Genomic DNA, 22,931 nt, shown 5'->3' on the forward strand with positions numbered 1-22,931 from the left:
GTATTGGATTCTGTGCAAAAACTCCCATATAACAAATTATCACACTACTTTAGTCGGGAAATTCACCACCATCCATGTCTCACCCGTCCCGTTACCTCACACTACTAGTGTGCATATTGGCTTTATGCCATATTTCCTGCCGCAGGCAATACACCGTCGATGATTTCAGAACCGATAAACCCGACCTCGCCGCAGTTGACAGACTGCGGGATACATTCTACCTGATCAGCAATTCCGACCATCGTAAAGCAATCGGCTACTCAAAAAAAATCCTGGATATCGTAAGGCACTCATCGCGTGAAGACCTGGCTGCCGAAGCTTATAATGATTTAGCAGCATTATCCCGCATCACCCGGCAATTCGATGATTGCCGTCTCTATATCGACACATTATACCAGATTGCTGAAAAGACGCACTGCGACACCGTATTAAGAATGGCATATATGGTTTCCGGAGATTTGTACCGCGACCTGGATGAACTGGACTCTTCAGCAATATTCCTGGTAAAAGCGCTGAAAATACCCCAACCCTTAAATACACTTGACAAAAAGCGTCTGTATTCGGGACTGGCAAAAACAACTTCACTGCAAAAGAATTTCAAGCTTGCAATGCAGTATTACGAGCCGCTGATCAGGTACGCACGTGACACGCCTTCCCCTCCAGGCGTGAGTATTATGCTGAATGCATATGTTTATGCGCACACCATTGACTCGGATGCGCGCAGGTTTCTGTTTGAAGGGTTAGCAATGAGTTACAGGCAAAAAGACAGTACCCTGTTATGCGCCATATATTCGAACCTGTCAGATGACTTTCTGAAGAGAAATCAACCGGACTCTGCCGAAAAATATATCCGTATGGCTGTCAGCATCGGTGAAAAGCTGCAATTACCCAGGCACAGGACAGAAAAAGTATATCTCGAAATGTTGCTGATCCTCACCAGCAATAAAAAGTTTGACGAGGCTGCCACCCTGCTCCGGCGTGTGGAGCAAACTGTGGATACAGCCTTGCTCAGCGCGGAAGATAAATACGGACTTGCCTACATAAAATCCCAGATCTTTCAGTATAAACAACAGGACAGGAAGGCTATTGCCGCTCTGGAAGAAGCGTTGAAGTTTCAGGAAAAAGAGCTGAAGAATATCAATATAAGCGTCATTAACGATTACGAAAAAGAACTGAAAAAACTGGGCGCAGAAAGGACCATTACCCAACAGCATGCGCTTATATCAAAGCAACGCTCATCCAATATCCTGCTGCTGACTCTTCTGGCTGCCTCCCTGGCCGGAGCATTTTCACTCATCTATTTCCGGGTAAGAGAAAGAAAACTGGAGAAGCAAAAGCTGGAACAGATTCAAAAAGAAAAGGAACTGGAAAACCAGGAAAAACTGCTGAATGAACGGAAACGCATTTCGCGTGAGATGCACGATGACCTGGGATCGACACTTACTTCCACACTGATGGCAGTGCAACTGGTGCGTGAAGGCAATACTGACGACTGGACGCTTTCGATCATTGAGGAGTCGGCTAACAAACTGCACCTGCAGGTAAATGAAATCATCTGGAACCTGAACATCCAAAACGACACCCTGCGCAACCTCAGCAGCTTTATTATTTCGTTTGCAAAAAAATTCATCACAGAAGCAGGAATCGGTTTCAGGTGGGAGGAACATCTGGCTGAGCCGGAAAGGAAGATTGACGGGTATCAGCGCCGGAATATCTACCTATGTGCAAAAGAAGCGCTCAATAATCTTGTGAAACATGCTCAGGCAACCCAATGCATGCTGCGCGTGGAGGCTGATTCCCGGGCATTGCTGATAATCATCAGCGACAACGGCGTAGGAATACCGGCCCGGCCGGTATTCGCCGCCGACGAGCGGCCGCATTACGGTCTCGACAATCTGAAGCGTCGTATGGAGCAGATAGAGGGTTCCGTGGAATGGACAGAAACTACGGGCGGCGGTACAACCGTAACCATTTATTTCCCTTTTCAACAATAATCTTTACACTAAAACTAACAACAGGATGATTTCAGTATTTATAGTAGAGGACCGCGTAGAACAACAGATATACCTGCGCGCCATATTGGGAAGCGACCATAATTTTGAATTACTGGGCATCGCGAAGTACGGACATGAAGCGCAGAAGCAGATATTAAAGTATCAGCCGGATGTTGTTATGATTGATATAGGACTACCTGATATCAGCGGCATTGACGTGGTACGTAATATGAAGCCTCTTTGTGAAAACACCAAGTTTATGGTGCTTACTGTGCATGAAGAAGATGAAAATGTATTTGAGGCGCTGAAAGCAGGAGCGCAATCGTACATCGTGAAGAAGAGCAAGCCCTACCAGATACTGGACGGAATCAGAGAGTTGCACGCCGGAGAATCACCGATCAGCAGTTGCATCGCTGTAAAACTGCTGCAGTATTTTCCTTCTAAAATCCCGGAAGCGGAACAAAGCGCTGACGTAAACGTCACACCGAAAGAAAAAGATATTCTCGACCTGCTTGCAAAAGGCCATTCCTATCTGGAGATATCCTCGCTGTGCTATATCAGCGTAAAAACACTGAAATGGCATATACATAATATTTACAGAAAGTTGCACGCAAATAACAGAACAGAAGCGCTGAATAAATATTTCGGCCGATAAGCCAAAGCCGGTAAGCATAAAGGCGTCACCATGTGGTGACGCCTTTATCGTTATATAAATGTTTTGGAAGGGTTTATTTTGCCATTGCTTTATCCTTAAGATACTTTCTGATCTGTGATACATAATCGAAATAACCGGTTTGCATTTTAGCCCAGAATGTACCAAAGAATGCAACGAAAATTCCCAGGAACAGTAAAGCCAGTGTCTGCTCCTTGTAAATATAAAACGCGATTGCCCCGATCAGGATGAATACACAGAATATCATCAAAAGGTAAGGGCCTCCCTGATCGATTTTTCTAATCTTGTAGGAGACCCTTAGGTTTGTTTCTTTTCCGTCGTTCTTGAGATCAATGTGCGTAATGGGCAACGTTTTTAGATCTTTCTGATTTTCGGCGTGAGGAATAATCTTGATACAGTCATCACTTTCGTAAACTTCAAATTCCAGGTTATGTACTCTGAACATATCTCCCAGTATTGCTTTGCGAATTGCTTCTACTGAAGAAGAAGAGGTTAACCTGTAAGAACGTGCAAACAGCATAATAGGTTAATTTGAAAGGTGAAACAATAATTTTACAACATAAATATACTAATAAATCGTTTCACATATCTAAGTTGAAAAAATATTTTTACACACCTCTTAAACAACTACTAATGAAACACTTGCGTAAAATTAGATCATGACGGCTATCTAATTTGTTCGAAATATCTGTCGTTCAGTGACCGATAGTACGGTTTCAGAGAGGGAGGGATTGTACGGTATTGTTCTTTCAGCTGTCGGTTGTCTTCCAAATACTGCCTGAGCTCTGGTGGCACCGGGCGGCTTATTTCGTCCGGATTGCGCGAACTGCGTTTGGTATCTTCTTCCTGCTCACGCAACGACTGCTCCGTTTCCAGCATACGCGTCAGGATTTCCTGTTGACGGCGATAAAACTGTGCATCGAAATTACGGTTCACCAGATCAGACTCATTACGGTCCATTTGTTCCTGCAGTTCGCGGAGCTCCTTCGCTATTGAGGAATTGCCCTGGCTGTTCAAAAGCTGGTTGAGTTGGGACAGTTGTCTTCTCAGTGCAGATTGTTCCTGCGCGAGTTGTACAAGCTGTTGTGCATCTCCGTCTGAACCACCATTCTGCTGTGCGTTTGCCTGGCTCTGTCCCTGTGATTTTCCATCCGGCTTTTTACCTGAAGAAGATCCCTGCTGCGGTTGTTTCCCCGCTTCATTCATCTTTTTACCCAGACCCTGCTGTTTGCTGATGATGTCTTTCAGCTGCTTGCCTGCACCGGGTTTCGGATTAGACCCGCCGGGCTTGGAACAGGAACCGCTGCCACCGCCCTTGTTCTGATTTTGATTCTGCTGTTGCAGCAGATTGCTCAGTATCTCGTTCAGCATAAGTGCCAGGTTATTCGCATGTGTCATTACATACTGCTGACGCGTTGCCGCCTGCACTACGTTGCGCTGCTCGAGGCCGGATAGAGAGAGACGCATATTTTTCTCGAGTTCGTTTGTCTCCTTGTTGATGCTCGCTGAAAGCTTGAATAATTTTTTGCTGAGCGAGAAAAGACTGTCGCGTATGGTCAGGGAATTGGTATGCAGTACATTTTGTTTACGCACATTAGCAAGGTAAACCGCATCCCCGGTGTTAGTGGTACGTACGGAATTGATCAGCGCTTCCTGGTCGAATGACAGGCGAACGAGATTTGTGAGTATCTGCCGCACCGCCCGGATGTTCATTTCTATTTCCTCGGCATCCATTCCTGATGACTTTTTACGAAGCGATTCGGCCATTTCCTGCAGATTCTGTGCGGCTTTACTCTGCGATTGCTCCGACTGATTTTCCTGGTTCTGCTGAAGGCTCTTTTCACTTTGCTGCATTTGCTCTCCGGCCTGCTCTCCCTGTTGCTGTTCCTGCGATACATTCTGGCGCTGCTGGTCTTTTACCGACTCCAGTGCCTGCTTCATGTCTTTAAAATCCTGCTGCATCGCCTGCTGCAGTTCTTTCTTCAGTTCGGACTGCTGTTTAGACAGTTGCTCCGCGCTTTTCTGGCCTTTTGCAGTTTCCTGACGCAATGCAGATTGTTTGTTGGCAAGCTGCTCCATTTTATTGGCAAGGTCTTCCATTTTAATCTGCGCATCGAGCTTCTGCATCAACTGCTGCAAACGTTCCATGTCCATCGAGAACAACTTGTTCTCTTCCTGCATTTCCTGCAATTGCTGGAAATTCTGCGTATTGTTTTTATCCCGGTTGAGCCGCTCCATCATCTCCTGCAACTTTTTCATCTGCTCACTCAACTCTTTGTTCGCGAGTTGATCCAGTTGCTCTTTCACGGCTTCCTGTTTCTCCTTCAGATCATCGGACAGGTTCTTTTGTGCAGTCTGCCGCATTTGCTCATCCAGCCGCTTCTTCACCTGGTCCAGGTTAAGCTTCATCTGCTCCTGCAATCTGGATATTTCCTGCATGGCTTGCTTCTGCTGCCATTCGGAGCTCTCCTTATTCAGCAGCTTATTTTCCAGGGATTCCATCTGCTGCTGCATCTTATCATTCTGCCGGCTGCTGTTGCTGAGGCTCGCATTGATCTGTTTTGAGTTATTGTTGATAGCGGAATCCAGCTGATGATTGTCCAGCGCATTGTACGTGAACGTCTCGGTTCTTGATGATTTTGATCCATGTACGGCATCGTTATCCCATGCCTCCACGTAATATTCCAGGTGCTGGCCGGATGCAAGCGAAATGGTTTGTATATCGAAATAATGCTGGAACGACGTGGCGATACCGGAATTGCCTTTCAGCAGTTGCTGCTTTGCAGTGATCTCTTTACCATTCGCATCTGCAACCCGGTAGTGAAATACGATACGTGCAATACCGTAGTCGTCGCCCGCAGAGCCATTCAGCACAATCTGCGTTCCGCTTACGGAATCTGAGAAACGCTGCATCTGGATAACAGGCGCTTTATCAGGAATAACCTGGATACGGTAAGGCAAGCGCTCGGTAACTTTACTTTCTGCATTGAACAATTCAAGGGAGTAAGTGGTGTCGGCCAATATCCGCGCACTGGTTTCAAAATGCCCGTTCTTATCCTGCTGCATGCCCACCGGCGCCTGCATGCCCCAGACCACCGAAGCGGCATCTGCATGTTCGGTAGCAATATTCCACCGAACATTTGTACCCACCGGAATCACCATATCTCCCAGACCGTTTTTCTGTTCCGGCCTGCGACCTGTATATGCAGGATAGTCAAGCTGCAGCTGCATGCCCGACATCAGCGGGCGCTGTAACACCTTCAGCGTATAGGTACGCGAGTAATATCCGGCAGCGTAGAAACGGAAACTGACGTCTGAGGTACAGTTCCTGAATGTATAGCGGAAACGGTTTCCGGGTAGCGGCTCCATAGGCAGCTGTTCTCCGGCGGTTTCGACAGACACTGATGCGGGAAGCGAAGCCCCCTTCACCTCGATTTCGAGTACATAATCACTGTTGCGCAGCGCATGGAGGTCCGGATGTAACAGTACAAAATCAAAAGGTGCCGGCTTCACGAACTCCGTGGTCGGTCGTAATAAACGCTCAGAAGCATCGCGGAATATATCGGGTGCTGCAAATAACAATACCGTGCCGGTGAGCAGCAGCGGTATCAATACCGGCAAATAACGTCTGTTACGCCCCCAGTCTATAGCCCGAGATATCGGAACAACAGAAATAGAACGTACTTTCTGCCCCACGCTCGCCTCGATCAGCGCTGCACTTGCGCGCGGGTCTGACTGTTCTTTTAATTGCAGGATATTCAGGAGCTGGTCGCTGACCTCCGGAAAATGGCTGCCGATAATACGGGCGGCATCTTCGAACGACAATACCTTACCTATTCTGGCCATTCCCGCAAGCGGACGGATCACCCAAAATGACAAAGCGAGTAAAAAAGATCCTGTAAAGAATACGGCTATCCCGATTCGTATACCAACCGGCAGGTACAGGTAGAATTCTCCTACACTTACCACCAGAACAAACGCGATCAGACAGATCAGCAGTACAAGAATACCGCGCAGCAGCTGATTGGCGTAGTATTTACGCACAAAATCATCCAGACGCCGCAGCAGTTCCTCGTAACTGTTCATGATTAAAGGATAGGAAGGTATTGACTATGATTTCATATTCTGATACTGCAAAGGCACATCAAGATCCGCACCGTTACAGAGTTTCATCACCGCCTGAAGGTCGTCAATTTTCTTACCGGTGACGCGGATGGTATCATCCATAATCGCCGGCTGTACTTTCAGGCCTGAGTCCTTGATAAGCTTTACTATCTTTTTGGCGATATCTTTATCCAGTCCGTTCTTCACTTGGATCGTCTTGCGGATAAACTTACCGGAAGCGTTCGGCTCCTTACTGGCATCAAAGCATTTGGCCTCAAGGCCCTGACGCATCGCCTTGGTAAGCAGAACGTCTTCCACCTGCTGCAACTTCATATCACTGTCCACTTCCACGTTGATGGTAAAATCTTTTTTATTGAGTTCGATCATCACATGTGTACCCTTGAAATCGAAACGGTTTTCAATTTCCTTTTTAGCTACATTTACTGCGTTATCGAGGGTTTGAAGGTCTACTTTACTAACAATATCAAATGAAGGCATAACAAACGTACATCTTTTTAAAACGAAGAAAAATCTTACACGTGAAGTTAGATTTTTTTACTGAGAATTAAGTAGGTACAGGCTATTTTTAGCAGTGTGAAAGGGTTTGCGAATAGCCAAATAGCGTACCTTGCACCGAAATTAATCTAAGTATGCAGCGGGTTTTCACAGACAACTGGGGCAATATTGAGTACGGCGAAGCCTGGGACGCCCAGGAATTTCTGTTGAAAAAAAACCTGGATGTAAAAAGCCTGTGGTTTGGCAAGAGCGAGGAGGAAAAAGACAAAAGCGTGGACACCACCAACTATTTTCTTTTCTGTGAGCATCCCCATGTTTATACACTCGGCAAAAGCGGATTGATGGAAAATCTGCTATTGAACGACAACCGACTGAAGGAACTGGGCGTGAGCTTCTATAAAACAAACCGAGGGGGTGACATCACCTATCATGGTCCCGGCCAGGTAGTGGGTTATCCGATCCTTGATCTTGAAAAATTCTTTACCGACCTCGGACGTTACATGCGATCGCTTGAGGAAGTGATTATCCGGACTATCGGAGCATGGGGAATCAAAGGGGAACGCCTTCAGGGAGAACCCGGTGTATGGCTGGATGTGGGCATTAAAGGCAAGGAGCGTAAAATATGCGCGATGGGTGTGCGCTGCAGCCGTTGGGTAACCATGCACGGCTTCGCGCTGAATGTCAATACAAACATGCAGTATTTCAATTACATCGTCCCCTGCGGTATTGTTGACAAAGGCGTAACGTCAATGGAGCAGGAGCTGGGGCATAAAGTGGATATGGAAGAAGTTCGCAGCAAGATCAGCGGCCATTTTGAAGCAGTCTTCGGTGCAGAAATGGTCCGTCAGGAAATCCCTACCCTTGTTTAATAAATAGTGATATACCCTGTTTCGACTTTCTGTTTCGCTTTGTACAGATCGAAACGGTATACTCCTACTTTCTGAAAATTGCGCTTATCCAGAATGATGACCGGTTCCTCCACGCGTGGAACTTCTATCACTTTTTCTTCTTTGCTGTTGAAAAATTCGAGGCTGTATTTCCCGCCTTTCGCATCGGGAATCTCAATGCTCACGTGACCTGTAAACGGATTGGTAAATACATACTGAGACTTGATATACGTGTAAGCATTTACATTGTCGATATCAGGTATTTCGAGGCTGATAACAGGGGCTGCAGGTTTCACGGGCATGACCGGGACACCGCCGGAAGCTTTCGCGGAGCTGTCGATAAGAGGCTGCGTAGCGGGTTTAGGCTTAACAGTACTGGTGATCACGGATTTAGTATTTACTTTACCATTCACCGTATCCACGGTTACCTTCTTCACCTGTAGTTTGGAGGCAAGTATCTGTAACGAATCATTTGAGGGCAATACTGCGCTCTGCTTCACCTGGCTGCTGTCGATTTTCACTTTGATCCGGTTGGAAGTCCAGGAAAGATCAGAGCCGAAAATAATTTTGAGTCGATACCAGTTGTTTCCGGGTATCGGATGGCCATCGAGATAAAATTGCACACCCTTCTGCGTCTGCTTCACAAACCCAATTGTGGTATAGTTTACCGAACTGTCGGATGAGCGCTGTACGGCTATAGACTTGATCCCGTCGTACTGGCAATTCCATGTGATCACATTAATACCATTTTGTGTAACACAGGTAAGGTCAGGCAGCATGGGTTGTGCATAAACGGAACCGGCTACCAGCAGAAAAACGGAAACTATAACAGATCGGAGCAGTAGTCTATTGATCGGAAACATCCGCCAAACGTACAGCAAAAAAATGAGGCAGACAAACCAAAGAAACACTATTATGATCTGCCGGCATTTTACCCACACTCTTATATACTTCACCCCGCTTTAAAGCTTTTTTTGCAATCAATGACAAACAATTATCTTTATCGGCCATAACCATACATACGTACATGAGCTTATTTATTAAAAAGCCTTTGGACAAGATCATCGCTGACGCTGGCAGCGGAGAAACAAGTCTTAAGAAAACTCTCGGTTCCGGATCGCTGATCGCCCTTGGTATCGGCGCGATCATCGGAGCGGGACTATTTGTAAGTACCGCCACGGCAGCGGCTGAAAGTGCAGGACCTTCCGTCACTATCGGGTTTATTCTTTCTGCGATAGGTTGTGCCCTCGCTGGCCTGTGCTATGCTGAATTGTCTTCATCCATTCCTATTTCGGGCAGTGCTTATACCTATACATATGCGACAATGGGTGAATTGATGGCGTGGATCATCGGCTGGGACCTGGTGCTGGAATATGCAGTAGGCGCCGCAACGGTGGGCATTGCCTGGAGCGAATATCTGAACAACCTGCTGGTACAGGTTTTCCATATGCCACCTGTCCCTTACGAATGGTGTCACTCTCCTTTTGAGCACTCCCTTCCGGACGCCCTCGGAGCAGTTCAATATGGTGTCATGAATATACCTGCGCTCGGTATTGTAGCGTTACTGAGTCTGCTCCTGATCAAGGGAACCCAGGAATCAGCATTGGTGAACGGTATTATTGTAGTCACCAAAGTAAGCATTGTATTGCTGATCATCGCTCTGGGATGGCAGTTCATAAAGGAAGAGAACCATACTCCTTATATTCCGCCTGCAGGCACATTTACAGACCATATGGGCGTGCAGCACCATTTCGGAGGACTGATGGGCATCCTCGGAGCAGCGGGTACCGTATTCTTTGCGTTCATTGGCTTTGACGCCGTGAGTACCGCTGCCCAGGAAACCAAAAACCCTAAAAAGTCGATGCCTATCGGCATTCTCGGATCATTGGGTATCTGCACCGTTTTATACCTGTTGTTTGCGCATGTGCTTACCGGACTCGCGCCGGTGGAATTCTTCCGCACCAGCGGCAAAGAAGCGTCCGTTGTTGCAGCCATCAACACTTTCATGCCCGGCTATGAATGGCTGGGGAAACTGGTGACCGTAGCCATTCTCGCCGGTTTTTCCTCGGTAATCCTGGTAATGCTGCTCGGACAAAGCCGCGTATTTTTCTCTATGAGCAAAGACGGTCTGTTGCCCAATGTGTTCAGCGCAATACACCCGAAATTCAAAACACCTTATAAAGCCAACCTGATCATTCTGGTGATCGTAGGGTTGTTCGCCGCTTTCATCCCCGGAGAAGTGGTAGGCCATATGACTTCCATCGGTACGCTGTTCGCATTCATACTGGTTTGTGCTGCGGTAATCATACTCCGTAAGACCGATCCGGACCTTCCCCGTCAGTTCAAGACACCGCTGGTACCGTTCCTGCCCATTGTCGGCATTATCGTTTGCGGATTGATGATCTTCGGACTTGGTATGGAAAACTGGCTGCGTCTGATCATATGGCTCGCATTGGGCCTGGTGATCTATTTTTCCTATGGACGCAAGCACAGTAAACTCACGAATGTGAAGGATATCCTCCCGAAAGCGAGTGATTTTGAACAGCAGTAACCGGCAAAAACAGGATAGTAACGGCGGCAGGAAACAAAAACCTGCCGCCGTTTGATTTTCAGTACATTCCTTTATATTTGAGCTGTGCAATTTGTAAACCCGTTTTTCCTGCTGGCCGGGCTATCGCTCGCCATCCCGGTTTTCATCCACCTGTTCAATCTGCGCAGGTATAAAACGGTATTTTTCCCCCACAGTCGTTTTCTGAAGAACCTGCAACTGCAGTCCCAGAAACAATCCCAGTTGCGTCATAAGTGGCTTTTGCTGACGCGCCTGTTATTCCTGATGCTGCTGGTGCTGGCATTTGCACAACCCTTTTTTTCCGGCTCGAAAACAAAAAATGAATCGGCACTTACTGCCATTTATATCGACAATTCGCTCAGTATGTCTGCCGGAAAAAGCCAGCGCAACCTGCTCGACATTGCGCGGGAAAATGCAAAACATCTCGTAAACACCCACAAAGGGTCTTTCCTGATATTCAGCAACGACGCTCCCGCTTCTTATGAACCGGTAGGCGTACAGGCTGCACTGGATGCGATCGAACGGATCAGGCTCTCGCCTTCATTCCGCACCCCGGAGCATACGCTGCAGATGATACAGGGGCTTTGCCAGGATAAAGGTGCCGTGGAGTTGTATTATCTTTCCGACTTTCAGCAGAACATCTTCCGTACGGACGCGGCGGCACAACTGTCTGCGGATATCCACTTCAACGGAGTACAGATTCAGGGTAAACCGGATAAAAGCAATGTGTATATAGACACTGCCTTCCTGGAATATCCCTCCCTGCAAACAGGGAAACAGAACCGGCTGATTGTGCGCACGCGTTACTCCGGCGCCCGCCCCGAAGAAAAAAATGTATTGCAGCTTTGGGTGGATGGCACCGTAAAAAGCGCAGCGACAGTTGATTTCGGAGACCAGAAAGAACGATTTGACACGCTTTCTTTTGAAACGAACCGGAACGGATGGCAACGTATCAGCCTGTCTGTTAATGATCTCTCCGTTCATTTTGACGACACACTGCTGATTGCCGCGAAAAGCGCTTCAGACCTATCGATCCTGCTCGTGCAGGAGGCGCCCAATGTATTTCTGAATGCCGCATTGCGCTCGTATTCCGGTTTTAAAGTTACCGAAGCGGTATCCGGCAATTTACCTGAAGACCTTACACGCTTCAACCTGATCTTATTCGGGGGACTCAAAACGACGAATGCTGCACAGGCCCAAAAGCTGTCACAGGCGCTGAACGACGGCGTGAACGTATGTATTTTCCCCGCTGCGGATATGGATCTGACCGGCGTGAACAACACTGTAGGCGCTTTCAGCAACATTACATTCGGGACGCCCGACACCAGCGCACAGATGGTTTCCGATCTGCAGACCGGACACCAGATGGTAAAGGATTTGTTTGAGCGTATCCCGGAAAACATACAGTTACCTTATGTACGGATGCATTACCCGGTGAAAGCTTCGATCAACAGCAATCAGCAAAACCTGCTGAGTTTCCGGAACGGTGATCCTTTCTTTTCGGTGTACGACGTGGGAAATGCGCACCTGTACGTGTGCTCGAGCCCGGCGGATCCTGCATTCAGCAATTTTCAGGACAGTTACTTTTTTGTACCGTTTCTCTACCAGATGGCCAGTTTGTCGCAGACCGGTGACGTATATTCTGTATGCGCGGGGCAGCAGCAGGCGGTATTTATTCCAAGGCCCAACGGAGATGCCCGCACTATGTTCCATATCCTCGGCGCAGGCACCGACCTTATCCCCCCTCAAAAAGCCGATGGGAAAGGAGTATGGGTAGATGCTGCAGGCAACCTGACACAAACGGGTTTCTATACGCTGGCGACCAATGCCGGAGACACTGCGCTGATCGGCGTCAATAACAACCGGGCCGAAAGTGAACTTGATTGCTGGTCGCTGAGCGCACTCAGATCTTCCTGGAGCCGGAAGGGAGATTCCTGGCAGCAGGCAGATGCCGAAAATAAAGCGGTAAAAAGCAGCGAACTATCTTCTTTCCCGCTGTGGAAACTTTGTAGTATTTTAGCGCTCGGAATGCTGCTGCTGGAAGTGTACCTGCTCAGCAAAAACCACTTCAAAAAGAATACGACCACAACTTAATACTATGGCAATATTGATTCGCGGCGCGCAAGTAATCGACGGCTCTTCATCTTACCATTTAAAAACCGTTGATATTCTTGTTGATAAAGGGCGAATTACGGAGATCGGCAAATCTCTCAGGACCACTGCAAAAAAAACAATTGAAGCAAAAGGATTGTGTGTAAGCCCGGGATGGGTGGACATTTTTGCAGACTACTGCGAACCGGGTTACGAGCACAAAGAAACAATACAAAGCGGACTCAGAGCAGCGGCGGCAGGCGGTTTCACGGAAGTATTCGTTGCCCCGGACACAGAGCCGGCCATGAGTACTAAAGCGCAGGTGAAATTTGTATCAGGACAGGCCGAAGGCAATATTGTCCGTATACATCCTATCGGATCTGTCTCCCATAATAAAGAAGGTAAAAGTCTGGCCGAGATGCTCGACATGCAGTCCGCAGGGGCAGTTGCTTTCAGCGACGGATGGAAACCCGTGCAGCAAACCAACCTGATGCTTAAGGCCCTGGAATATGTAAAATCATTTGATGGCACGCTGATCCAGATCCCCCAGGATGCTTCGCTCGCGGCCGGCGGACTGATGCATGAGGGCCCTGAAAGCACACGTCTGGGCATGCCCGGCATACCCGCGATTGCAGAAACAATCGCACTTCATAAAGACATAGAACTGCTGCGCTATACGGGCTCCAGGCTGCATGTCACCGGTATTTCCTCCGCTGAATCGGTGGATATGATCCGTAAAGCAAAAAAAGAGGGACTGAATATCAGCTGTTCCGTTACACCTTATCACCTCGTATTGAATGATGAGATCATGCGCAGTTACGACGCTGCGTATAAGGTAACCCCGCCCATCCGCAGCGAGCAGGACCGTAAAGCGCTGGTAAAAGGATTGAAGGACGGAACAATCGATTGCATTGCATCGCATCACCATCCGCAGGACTGGGACGCAAAAACAAAAGAATTCGATTATGCAGCTTCCGGAATGAACCTGCAGGAGTCTGTTTTCCCGGTAATATGGAATACCTTATCGGAGCAGGTATCTGCAGAACGCATTGCAGATGCGCTTGGTGCCAGAGCAAGGGTATTGTTCGGACTGGAACCGGCATCGATCGAAAAGAATCATCCTGTGAACCTGACCTTGTTCAGCACCGGCATGGAAACACTAACAGAGCGTCCGGTTTCCAGGTCGGCCAATAATCCGTTTATCGGACAGAGGCTGAACGGATCCGTAATAGGAATTATGCGCGGCGAACAGATTTCACTCACCCACAAAAAATAACCAATATGTCATCAACGGCTTTTGAAGAAAACAACAGCGTTTATCCCGAGGTCAGCAAAAATGCGATCGGTATCCGTTACGGACTGATGGCGGGCTTCGTGACGATGTTTCTTACGACCATCAATTACCTGTATGTGCTGAAAGCGAACTATATCGCATTTATCGCTACGAATATCCTGGTAATTGCGGCTATAGCACCCATCACCTTTTATGTGATTGCGATCAGAAGACAACGCAGTTTGCTGGGAGGCTATATCAATATTAAGGAGGCGTTCAGGGTTGTTTTTCTTGTGGTGCTGATTTCTTCAATAATGAGTACCGTTTACGGATTGATCTACAACAAGTGGATTGACCCGGAGTGTGTGGAGCGTATGAAAACCGCCACCTATGAGTTTATGGCCGGAGTAAAAGTTCCCGAAGCTACAATCAATGAAAAGATGGCGGAGTTTGATGAGAGTCTTGCTAAAAGTACACAGCCGGGCAGACTGGCCTTCAGTGTGGCCTCTATGATTGTACTGCAAAGTATTCTGGGCTTTATCGTCTCGATGATCACCAAAAAAGAGCGCCCTGCCGCATCATTCAATTAAACCTGAGCCCTGTATATGTCGCTTGACCTTTCTATAGTAGTTCCTCTGTATAACGAGGAAGAATCTTTACCGGAGCTGATGTCGTGGATACATAAAGTATGTACGGAACATCAGTATGCCTATGAAGTCATTATGGTGGATGATGGCAGTAAAGACAGCAGCTGGGAAGTGGTTCAGGAATTATCCCGGCAATACCCTGCGCTGAAAGGCATCAAATTCCAGCGCAATTATGGCAAAAGCGCCGCGCTCAATGAGGGCTTCAAAGCATCATCAGGCAAGGTGGTCATTACAATGGACGCAGACCTGCAGGACAGCCCCGATGAGATTCCGGAACTCGTGCAGATGATCCGGAGCGATGAATATGATCTTGTGAGCGGATGGAAAAAAGTGCGCTACGATAATGCCATTACAAAAAATCTGCCTTCCAAACTATATAATGGAGTGAACCGGCTCGTGTCCGGAATACAGCTCCACGATATGAACTGCGGGCTCAAGGCTTACCGCCGCAAAGTTGTCAAAAGCATTGAGGTATACGGCGAAATGCATCGTTTTATACCGGTGATCGCAAAACAGGCAGGCTTCCCGCGCATAGGAGAAAAAGTGGTGCAGCATCGCCCCCGTAAATATGGCGTATCCAAATTCGGATGGGAACGTTTCATCAACGGTTTCCTGGATCTGCTTTCCATCCAGTTTATCAGCCGCTTCGGCAAAAAACCGATGCACTTCTTCGGATTCTGGGGCACAGCTGCATTCCTGGTGGGATTCCTTATCACACTTTATCTGATCGCTTCGAAATTTTTCTTTGAGGGAAGCCTGATCAATAAGCCTGCATTTTATATAGCGCTCACCACAATGGTGCTCGGAACACAGTTCTTTCTTACGGGCTTCATCGCCGAGCTGGTGTCCCGTAGCTCTTCAGACAGGAATCAATACCTTGTGGAAGAAACACTGAGATTAAAGCATCAACCGCAAACCGGAGAAAATCATTAATTTAGCTGAATAATCATATCGCAATGAAGGCTTGGAAGATACTGACAGGATTGGGTGCGGCCGCATTTTTCTTTGCTGCCTGCTGTAGTAAGAAGGGAGCATGCCCTGCCATTGAGTTCAATACGATTGAGCTCTACAACTTCCGCTCCGCAGACGTGAATGATAGTGTCACTTTGCTGGTGTACGAAGGCCAGACCAGCTTTACCAAACTTAAAGACTCTTCTTTTGTAAAAGTGGAGCCGACCAGCGACACGAATATTTTCCGCATCAACACCGGCAGCATGAGTGTCAACAACGACTACTTACTCCGCGTGATTCGCCTCGGGAAAACTTATAAGATCACCAGCTTTACCGGCAATAAAATCACCTGCGGGAAATGCTTTCTCCGCAACAACAACCAATACGGTTATGAGCTGAGTGGTTACACGGTGAATGGCCGGTACTTCAACTATGATGCCGCTATCGACATCATGAAATAACCCACGGGAAAAACTGCTTTTCAACACTGCTGTATGCTCTCGCAACTTTCGATTTCCAATTACGCTATTATTGAGCAACTGACGATCCGGCCCGGAGCAAACCTGAATATTGTGACGGGGGAAACGGGTGCCGGTAAAAGTATCATTCTCGGTGCATTATCCCTGATCCTCGGAGAACGTGCCGACACCTCAGTACTGATTAATAAAGAACAGAAATGTGTGGTGGAAGCGACTTTCGAGACAGAGGGCAACGATGCTTTTACTGCTGCGCTCGGCCAGCACGAACTGGATCAGGAACACCCATGCATCATCCGGAGGGAGATCAGCAGCTCCGGAAAATCCCGCGCTTTTATCAATGACACACCTGTTACTTTAAGCGTACTGCATGAACTTACCGCGCTGCTTGTAGACCTGCACCAGCAGTTCGACAACCACAGCATAGAAGATGAAGATTTCCAGGTTTCGGTGCTGGATACAACAGCCGGAAACAAAGAGCTGTATACGGCCTATAAAGATCAGTTTCTCCGTTATCAGTCGCTGCAAAAATCCCTGAACGAAAAAAAAGCACTGCAGGACAACTGGCAAAAAGAGGCAGACTACAAGCAATTCCTGTTTGACGAACTCGAACAGGCATCATTCAAACCTGGCGAAATAGAAGACGCAGAACAACAGATCAAACGACTCGCATCAGCAGAAAAAATATTGGGTGTATTGCAACAGGCCCGCTATCTGCTGGACGAAGGGGAACAGCCCATTGCAACTGAATTGCGCCGGCAGGCGCAGCAACTGCAAAGCGTCACAGATCTGATGCCGGAAATCGCACCCCTGTTTGAAAGGCTGCAATCGTCTTACGCCGAAATCAAAGACATCGCAAACGAATTAGGCTCCCTGGAAGACAAAGTGAGCCTGAACCCGGAACAGATGGCCTTGTTGCAGGAACGATTCGACCTGGGCGTGCGTCTGCAGAAAAAGCATGCCGTACCGGACACTGAAGGACTTTTGCGCATATGGTCGGACTTGGCCGAAGAACTCAAAGGCACGCTGAACCTGCAGGAAGAAATAGCCACACTGGAAACCGCGCTGAATAAAGCGGCCGTCCAGCTACAGAATACCGGCGAACAGCTGAGTAAAGCGCGCAAAAAAGCAGCACCGGATCTCGGAGCTCAGATCACACGGATGCTGGCTGACGTGGGTATGCCCAATGCCGTATTTTCCATACAGGTGGCTCCTGCTGCCAAACCCGGCATATACGGACTGGACCAGGTCGCATTTTTGCTCGATGCAAACAAGAGCGGCAATTTCCAACCCGTTGGCAAAGCAGCGTCCGGTGGCGAAAAAAGCCGTATTGCGCTCTGCATCAAAACGCTTATCGCTCAGGCGATCCACCTCCCCACCCTTATTTTTGACGAGGTGGATACCGGCATATCGGGCGAAGCGGCCCGTAAAGTCGGTGGCCTGCTGCATGAGCTTGCGCGGTTCCGGCAGGTGATCTGCATCACTCATCAGCCGCAGGTTGCTGCCAGAGGGGCAACCAACTTCTACGTGTATAAGGAAGCATCCGGATCAGGCAAGATCAATACCAACGTAAGGATCTTAAATCCGGAAGAAAAAGTGCTGGCGATTGCACGCATGATCGGAGGAGAACAGCCGAGCGAGGCCGCCATTTCCAATGCGCGCGAACTGATTACCGAATAGCTATTTCAATCGTTCCGATTCTTTTATGGAGTAAAATGCGTTGGCCTGCGTAAGACAGGTCATCGTAAGATCGTTGATGCACACATGGGCGGGAAGACTTGCGCAATAAAACACTGCGCTTGCAATATCCTCCGCCTGCAAAGGCCGCACATCTTCATATACTTTCGACGCCTTCTCTGCATCACCATCAAAACGGACAACAGAAAATTCCGTTTCGGCCATACCGGGATTAATGGCAGTTACCTTTATCCCATATGGCAGCAGGTCGATGCGCATGGATTGAGACAATGCGTCCACCGCGAATTTTGTAGCACAGTAAACATTCCCGTTGCGGTAAGCGAGTTTACCTGCGGTTGATCCGATATTGAAAATATGTCCGCATCGTTGTTCCCGCATCATCGGAGCTATCTGGCGCGTAACATACAGCAATCCCTTCAGGTTGGTATCGATCATGCGCTCCCAATGATCCACATTTCCTTCATCTATAGGAGCCATACCGGCAGCAAGTCCGGCATTATTTACCAGGATATCAATCTTATCCACCTGTTGTTTCAGCGCCCCTATGGCTTTATCCACCGCATCACGATCGCGCACATCAAAGCACAGGGTGATCACCTTAACACCGTACTGCTGCTCCCATGCCGCTTTCAGCTCCTGAAGCCGTTCTTCCCGGCGACCGGAGATGATCAGGTCGTATTGATGTGCTGCAAACAATCGTGCTATGGCTTTTCCAAAACCGGAGGTGGCTCCTGTAACAAAGATGTTTCGTTTCATGGCGGCAAAGTACAAACATTTTAAGATTCGCGCTCCACGGTGTATTGCGACTGCCAGCGTTTCATATCGCGTTTAAACGCATTGAGCTCTACAGCAAGCTTGTCCAGATATATTTGCTGCTCTGCGTTTACCGGGATCAGACTGATGCGGTCGTCCTCTATTTCCACCGGCCGCTTGTCCGGCTCCACGCTGATATGGAGCTCTGCCAGCTGGGCAAGTATCTCCGAAAACAATTCCCGGCATTCGGCAATGCGCATACGGGGTTCGGCAAATGCAGCCACACTCATTTTTCCGGGAACAGTATCCGCCTCCAGGTGGTAGTTATTCAGTTCCCGGATCACGCGTATGCAGTGTGAGATGATCTGGTAATGCACCGTAAAGTCTTTGTCCTTACTTGTAGGTTCGGCGAGATACCTGTTAAAGGAATCGAAAGCATTACTGTTGGCCGATTCTGCAAGACGCCGGTAGTGCGTCCACTGGTGCAGTGAACTGAAATTATTCGGCTGAAAAGTGAACAGGAAATAATTGAACGAGGCATTGATCGCTTCTGCTATATGACGCGGCAGCCAGTCCTTATCCCAGGTAGGCAGCAATGCGAATTCGCCGATTACCGCCAGCGCAGCACCCCCGATGGTGCATAGGGCGCGTGTGAGGATCACTGAATTGTCGAGACTGTTCTCCACAGCAAACAGGGCAACCAGGAAAATACTGATAAAAAATGTGGCAAGGCTGTATTGCTTACGGAGAAAATAGACCATTAACACCGGACTCGTCATCAGCAATATTTCTTTCATATGAAACTCAGCTGGCAGTGCGAGCAACAAACCTCCGGCGACCACTCCGCTGATGGTACCGAGAATACGGTCCAATGCCTTTTTCAGCGTCGCCCCGAAATAGGGCTGCACCACAATCATAACGGTAAACGGCAGCCAGTAGCCGTGATCGATCTCAAAATATTTGTCGATGAACAGCGCCAGGGTGGCTACCAGTGCCGTACGGATCGCATAACGGAATGAATGTGTATTGATATTTGCCAGTCGCCTGATACTGTCCATCCAGTGACGATGGTGCAGTATCAACAGGGTTTTCATCAGCGAATACGAACGGTATACTTTAGGGTCGCCATCCACGGCTTTGATGTGACTGATCGCTTCGTCTATCAGCCGGATGATCCTTCCGGTATAGTGCAATACATATTTCACCGATCGTTGCTCTTCTTCAGGAACCGTGCTCTCCCGCACGAGGTCGATCATGTTCTGCAGCCGTATCATACGGGAGCGCAGCAACACTTCCTCCTCCGGTTTCGGGGCCACAGTATACACCGTCATGCGTTCGCAGATAACCGCTATCGACTTCAGAATGGCATGTATCGATTGCCGCACTTCCCCCGGTAAAGCGGACATCTTCACACCTTCCAGCTGCTGCGCTATTGCCATCAGCGTGGCACCGGTGAGGTAGGCATTTTTACGCAGCTTGGCCATTTCATGCGCCTGTACACTTTCATGATTCGGATGATAGGCTCGTTTATCGTACAGCTGTAATGAGGAATCGATACTGCTGTTGATCTCTTTTTGCTTCAGATATATTTCTCGCAGCCCTGCTTTAGAGGTTTTGCCATCCCATCCCATATCAATGGTTGCGGCAAGTCCTGCCGTGGATTTCCAGATAAACGCGATTGATCTTTTGAAAGGTGTCTGCTCGGAAATAAACAGGCTGGCCACCACACCGACAAAAAGCGACCACAATCCTCCTATCCCGATGTAAAACGAACGCTCCCATATCGCACTCATTTCCTGCAGCGGATATGCATTAGCGATAATGAACATCACATACACCGTAAGCGACAGACCACTACCCCGCTCCCCGAGGTTTTTAAACAGGGAAGCGATGAATACCACCACCATCATGCACAGCAGACTCAAAGGCAGGCTTCCGGCAGTAAGCGACCCTGCGAAACCGAACAAAAGGGCCAGGAAAGCGCCTCCCAGCAACAAGCGCGTGCGCTGCGCAAAGGAACCTTTCAATTCAACCCAACCGATACTTTCCGCCGATACGATAATCCACATGGAGTGTTCGGGATGCCCGGATAAAATACCGTAGATCAACGGAGCCACCACGGCAATCGTCATGCGAATACCCCAGGAAAGCATAGGCTCATAACGCTCGCTTTCCACGAGACGACCCAGCACTTTATATATCGACAGCGGCTTGATAGGCGACGGCTTTATGCAAAAATAAAAATCCCCCGGAGAAAGCCTCGCGGGGGATCTTTTTTAATGAACTTTTACACATTATTTTTTAGCCACCACATGCATCTGGATATTTACGGTAGGGCTGATAAATTTATCCTTCAGCGATTTGTCATTACCGTAGCTCAGTCCCCATTGGGTACGATCGATATTGAAATTTGCATCCGCAGTGACCTGACCCGCACTCATCATCACTTTAGCAGGGAAGCTCACACTCTTGGATACACCCTTCATTGTGAGGTTACCGGTGATCGTGTGGGTAGCATCTTTCATCACCAGATCTTTAACAGATGTGTCTACGCCGGCAGTTACCGAAGTGATCTCAAAATCCGCAGTAGGATATTTAGCCACATCGAAGAAATCGGGGCTCATCAGGTGACCGGTAAGCTTCGCGTTACCCGTGCTGTCCTGATCATCGGTTCGGAGCGTATTCAGATCCATTACAATCTTTCCGCTTTTGATCATGTCCGCATCCACGGAAACAGATCCTTCTTTCACGCCGATAATGCCGTGGTGCTTTCCTACGGGCTTGGTGCCGACAAATTCAACGCGGGATTCACCCAGATCTACCATATAGGCAGCATTTACGTTGGAATCAGCCATTGGTACGGCCTGCGCTTCTCCTGTAGCAGCATTGTCTGCTTTAGGTGCGTCCTGACAGGATGCAAGCAACATGCCTGCGGCAGCGAATGTCAATAATGTTTTTTTCATAAGTTAGTATGTTCTTGGTTTGAACCGTAAAGATAAGGCACGGACACGAAACATATATAATATGGTTACATTAATGGAACCATGCCGGAAAAAAAACCAAAAACCACGTTGTTGCGTACATGAAGGTATACTAAAACGCTAAACCTATGTATACTGCAAAACTAGCCCATCTCACACAGCTGATTTCCATGCCCGGCGGCTCTGAAATGCTGGTCATCCTGCTCGTTGTCCTTGTCCTTTTCGGGGGCAGGAAAATACCGGAACTCGCCCGCGGACTTGGTCGCGGAGTGAAAGAATTCAAAGATGCCAAAGACGGCGCCGCCGGCAATACGGATCAAAGAGGCGAAACTGAATAGCTAAAACGGACTGTCATGAGCATAATCAGCAGTTTCACCCGTTGGAAAGATCCATCCGGAGCAATGTCGCTTACGGATCACATTGAGTCGCTCAGATGGCATATCGTACGCGCACTTTGTGTGGTGTTGTTAGCGGCAGGATGGTGTTTCTTTCATATAGAATGGATATTCACGCATATATTACTGGCCCCGGCTAACCCGGATTTTATCTCCTACCGGATGTTCTGCCGCCTGGGCAAAATACTGCATACGGATGCCCTCTGCATGCAGTCTGCAACAATCAGCTTTCAGAACACGGAACTCTCCGGACAATTCATGATGAGCTTCTCTGCTTCGCTGGTGGCGGGCATTATTATCGCGTCTCCCTACATCCTGTGGGAGTTGTGGCGCTTCGTTAAACCCGCACTGACCGAGAAGGAGATTCAGCGTACCGGAGGCATCGTTTTCTGGATGGCCGCTTTATTCGTTGCCGGTACATTGTTTGCCTATTTTATCATTGTACCATTCACGATCAATTTCTTTGCGGGCTACCAACTCAGTCCTCAATTCCAGAACATTATTACCATATACAATTATTATGACACACTGAATGATCTGGTGTTGGGTATGGGACTCGTTTTCGAACTACCCGTGCTTGTCTATTTCCTCTCACGTCTTTCTATACTCACCCCGGAACTGATGCGCCGTTATTACAGGTTCGCAGTACTGATCATTTTTGTGCTGGCGGCAGTCGTTACTCCTCCCGACTGGCTCAGCATCTGGCTTGTGGCTATACCACTCGCAGGATTGTATCATGTAAGCATCTGGATCAGCGCAGCAGTACATCGCGTTAAAAACAAATAAACCATTACTGGTTTCCAGGGCCCGGTTCTTTCAAGAGCCGGGCCTTTTCGTGCAGCAATGCACAAACGAAATACAAGCATTCTAGGTGACGGAGGCTTCACGCTGCTATCGAATACAGAGATACGCATACCTGTTAG

19 protein-coding genes are annotated in these 22,931 nt (G+C 48.3%); 12 read left to right on the forward strand and 7 right to left on the reverse strand.

Going from position 1 to position 22,931, the window contains the following annotated elements:
* Window positions 1-74: 74 nt before the first annotated feature.
* Together ABD846_RS10835 and ABD846_RS10840 are read left to right on the forward strand one after the other, a co-directional pair.
* Entirely contained in the window at window positions 75-1,994 is a 1,920-nt protein-coding gene (locus tag ABD846_RS10835; RefSeq protein ID WP_344826592.1) for a tetratricopeptide repeat-containing sensor histidine kinase, read from the forward strand.
* 25 nt (window positions 1,995-2,019) lie between these two features.
* Window positions 2,020-2,649 (forward strand): response regulator, encoded by a 630-nt coding sequence (locus ABD846_RS10840; protein WP_344826595.1) that lies wholly within the window; start codon window positions 2,020-2,022, stop codon window positions 2,647-2,649.
* A 73-nt stretch (window positions 2,650-2,722) separates the two neighbouring features.
* Here ABD846_RS10840 and ABD846_RS10845 read toward each other — a convergent pair whose 3' ends face one another.
* From ABD846_RS10845 to ABD846_RS10855, 3 genes are all read right to left on the reverse strand, one after another.
* Window positions 2,723-3,112: a hypothetical protein gene (locus ABD846_RS10845; RefSeq protein WP_344826598.1), complete on the reverse strand. Its 390-nt coding sequence runs from the start codon at window positions 3,110-3,112 to the stop codon at window positions 2,723-2,725.
* 221 nt (window positions 3,113-3,333) lie between these two features.
* Window positions 3,334-6,753, reverse strand: a complete 3,420-nt coding sequence (locus tag ABD846_RS10850) for a DUF4175 family protein (protein WP_344826601.1) — start codon at window positions 6,751-6,753, stop codon at window positions 3,334-3,336.
* Between the two features lie 24 nt (window positions 6,754-6,777).
* Complete coding sequence (locus ABD846_RS10855; RefSeq protein WP_344826603.1) at window positions 6,778-7,269, reverse strand: YajQ family cyclic di-GMP-binding protein; 492 nt, start codon at window positions 7,267-7,269, stop codon at window positions 6,778-6,780.
* A 152-nt stretch (window positions 7,270-7,421) separates the two neighbouring features.
* Here ABD846_RS10855 and lipB point away from each other — a divergent pair, with 152 nt between their 5' ends.
* Window positions 7,422-8,156, forward strand: a complete 735-nt coding sequence (gene lipB, locus ABD846_RS10860) for a lipoyl(octanoyl) transferase LipB (protein ID WP_344826606.1) — start codon at window positions 7,422-7,424, stop codon at window positions 8,154-8,156.
* Here lipB and ABD846_RS10865 read toward each other — a convergent pair.
* Window positions 8,153-9,037, reverse strand: a complete 885-nt coding sequence (locus tag ABD846_RS10865; protein ID WP_344826609.1) for a hypothetical protein — start codon at window positions 9,035-9,037, stop codon at window positions 8,153-8,155. The two genes, lipB and ABD846_RS10865, sit on opposite strands and share 4 nt — an antisense overlap.
* Before the next feature lie 164 nt (window positions 9,038-9,201).
* Here ABD846_RS10865 and ABD846_RS10870 point away from each other — a divergent pair, with 164 nt between their 5' ends.
* The 7 genes from ABD846_RS10870 to recN all read left to right on the forward strand — a co-directional run bounded on the left by ABD846_RS10870 (window position 9,202) and on the right by recN (window position 17,861).
* Window positions 9,202-10,725, forward strand: a complete 1,524-nt coding sequence (locus ABD846_RS10870; protein WP_344826612.1) for an amino acid permease — start codon at window positions 9,202-9,204, stop codon at window positions 10,723-10,725.
* 84 nt (window positions 10,726-10,809) lie between these two features.
* A complete protein-coding gene (locus ABD846_RS10875) occupies window positions 10,810-12,837 on the forward strand; it encodes a BatA domain-containing protein (RefSeq protein WP_344826615.1) in 2,028 nt (675 codons plus the stop codon).
* A gap of 4 nt (window positions 12,838-12,841) precedes the next feature.
* Entirely contained in the window at window positions 12,842-14,110 is a 1,269-nt protein-coding gene (locus ABD846_RS10880) for a dihydroorotase (protein ID WP_344826618.1), read from the forward strand.
* Window positions 14,111-14,115: 5 nt separating this feature from the next.
* Complete coding sequence (locus ABD846_RS10885; RefSeq protein ID WP_344826621.1) at window positions 14,116-14,697, forward strand: DUF4199 domain-containing protein; 582 nt, start codon at window positions 14,116-14,118, stop codon at window positions 14,695-14,697.
* Window positions 14,698-14,712: 15 nt separating this feature from the next.
* Window positions 14,713-15,687 carry a glycosyltransferase family 2 protein gene (locus ABD846_RS10890; protein WP_344826624.1) on the forward strand — a complete coding sequence of 325 codons (975 nt, stop codon included), beginning with the start codon at window positions 14,713-14,715 and terminating at the stop codon, window positions 15,685-15,687.
* A gap of 23 nt (window positions 15,688-15,710) precedes the next feature.
* A complete protein-coding gene (locus ABD846_RS10895) occupies window positions 15,711-16,166 on the forward strand; it encodes a hypothetical protein (protein WP_344826627.1) in 456 nt (151 codons plus the stop codon).
* 33 nt (window positions 16,167-16,199) lie between these two features.
* Window positions 16,200-17,861: a DNA repair protein RecN gene (gene recN / locus ABD846_RS10900; RefSeq protein WP_344826630.1), complete on the forward strand. Its 1,662-nt coding sequence runs from the start codon at window positions 16,200-16,202 to the stop codon at window positions 17,859-17,861.
* On the opposite strand, the gene ABD846_RS10905 is transcribed toward recN, so the two are convergent.
* The 3 genes from ABD846_RS10905 to ABD846_RS10915 form a co-directional block, all read right to left on the reverse strand.
* Window positions 17,862-18,635, reverse strand: coding sequence for an SDR family NAD(P)-dependent oxidoreductase (locus ABD846_RS10905; protein ID WP_344826632.1), 774 nt, complete (start codon window positions 18,633-18,635; stop codon window positions 17,862-17,864).
* A 20-nt stretch (window positions 18,636-18,655) separates the two neighbouring features.
* Complete coding sequence (locus tag ABD846_RS10910) at window positions 18,656-20,824, reverse strand: FUSC family protein (protein ID WP_344826634.1); 2,169 nt, start codon at window positions 20,822-20,824, stop codon at window positions 18,656-18,658.
* A gap of 102 nt (window positions 20,825-20,926) precedes the next feature.
* Entirely contained in the window at window positions 20,927-21,595 is a 669-nt protein-coding gene (locus ABD846_RS10915) for a YceI family protein (protein WP_344826636.1), read from the reverse strand.
* Window positions 21,596-21,741: 146 nt separating this feature from the next.
* Here ABD846_RS10915 and tatA point away from each other — a divergent pair, with 146 nt between their 5' ends.
* Both tatA and tatC read left to right on the forward strand, forming a co-directional pair.
* Complete coding sequence (gene tatA / locus ABD846_RS10920; RefSeq protein ID WP_344826638.1) at window positions 21,742-21,951, forward strand: twin-arginine translocase TatA/TatE family subunit; 210 nt, start codon at window positions 21,742-21,744, stop codon at window positions 21,949-21,951.
* Between the two features lie 15 nt (window positions 21,952-21,966).
* Window positions 21,967-22,794, forward strand: coding sequence for a twin-arginine translocase subunit TatC (gene tatC, locus ABD846_RS10925; RefSeq protein WP_344826640.1), 828 nt, complete (start codon window positions 21,967-21,969; stop codon window positions 22,792-22,794).
* Window positions 22,795-22,931 lie beyond the last annotated feature (137 nt).

Source organism: Rurimicrobium arvi (assembly GCF_039540495.1).
In the GTDB taxonomy this organism is placed as follows: domain Bacteria; phylum Bacteroidota; class Bacteroidia; order Chitinophagales; family Chitinophagaceae; genus Rurimicrobium; species Rurimicrobium arvi.

Excerpts from the sequence above, each read along its gene's own strand:
- ABD846_RS10835 (WP_344826592.1), top strand. The coding sequence starts at position 75 with ATGTCTCACCCGTCCCGTTACCTCACACTACTAGTGTGCATATTGGCT.
- ABD846_RS10840 (WP_344826595.1), top strand. The coding sequence starts at position 2,020 with ATGATTTCAGTATTTATAGTAGAGGACCGCGTAGAACAACAGATATAC.
- ABD846_RS10845 (WP_344826598.1), bottom strand. The coding sequence starts at position 3,112 with ATGTTCAGAGTACATAACCTGGAATTTGAAGTTTACGAAAGTGATGAC.
- ABD846_RS10850 (WP_344826601.1), bottom strand. The coding sequence starts at position 6,753 with ATGAACAGTTACGAGGAACTGCTGCGGCGTCTGGATGATTTTGTGCGT.
- ABD846_RS10855 (WP_344826603.1), bottom strand. The coding sequence starts at position 7,269 with ATGCCTTCATTTGATATTGTTAGTAAAGTAGACCTTCAAACCCTCGAT.
- lipB (WP_344826606.1), top strand. The coding sequence starts at position 7,422 with ATGCAGCGGGTTTTCACAGACAACTGGGGCAATATTGAGTACGGCGAA.
- ABD846_RS10865 (WP_344826609.1), bottom strand. The coding sequence starts at position 9,037 with ATGTTTCCGATCAATAGACTACTGCTCCGATCTGTTATAGTTTCCGTT.
- ABD846_RS10870 (WP_344826612.1), top strand. The coding sequence starts at position 9,202 with ATGAGCTTATTTATTAAAAAGCCTTTGGACAAGATCATCGCTGACGCT.
- ABD846_RS10880 (WP_344826618.1), top strand. The coding sequence starts at position 12,842 with ATGGCAATATTGATTCGCGGCGCGCAAGTAATCGACGGCTCTTCATCT.
- ABD846_RS10885 (WP_344826621.1), top strand. The coding sequence starts at position 14,116 with ATGTCATCAACGGCTTTTGAAGAAAACAACAGCGTTTATCCCGAGGTC.
- ABD846_RS10890 (WP_344826624.1), top strand. The coding sequence starts at position 14,713 with ATGTCGCTTGACCTTTCTATAGTAGTTCCTCTGTATAACGAGGAAGAA.
- ABD846_RS10895 (WP_344826627.1), top strand. The coding sequence starts at position 15,711 with ATGAAGGCTTGGAAGATACTGACAGGATTGGGTGCGGCCGCATTTTTC.
- recN (WP_344826630.1), top strand. The coding sequence starts at position 16,200 with ATGCTCTCGCAACTTTCGATTTCCAATTACGCTATTATTGAGCAACTG.
- ABD846_RS10905 (WP_344826632.1), bottom strand. The coding sequence starts at position 18,635 with ATGAAACGAAACATCTTTGTTACAGGAGCCACCTCCGGTTTTGGAAAA.
- ABD846_RS10915 (WP_344826636.1), bottom strand. The coding sequence starts at position 21,595 with ATGAAAAAAACATTATTGACATTCGCTGCCGCAGGCATGTTGCTTGCA.
- tatA (WP_344826638.1), top strand. The coding sequence starts at position 21,742 with ATGTATACTGCAAAACTAGCCCATCTCACACAGCTGATTTCCATGCCC.
- tatC (WP_344826640.1), top strand. The coding sequence starts at position 21,967 with ATGAGCATAATCAGCAGTTTCACCCGTTGGAAAGATCCATCCGGAGCA.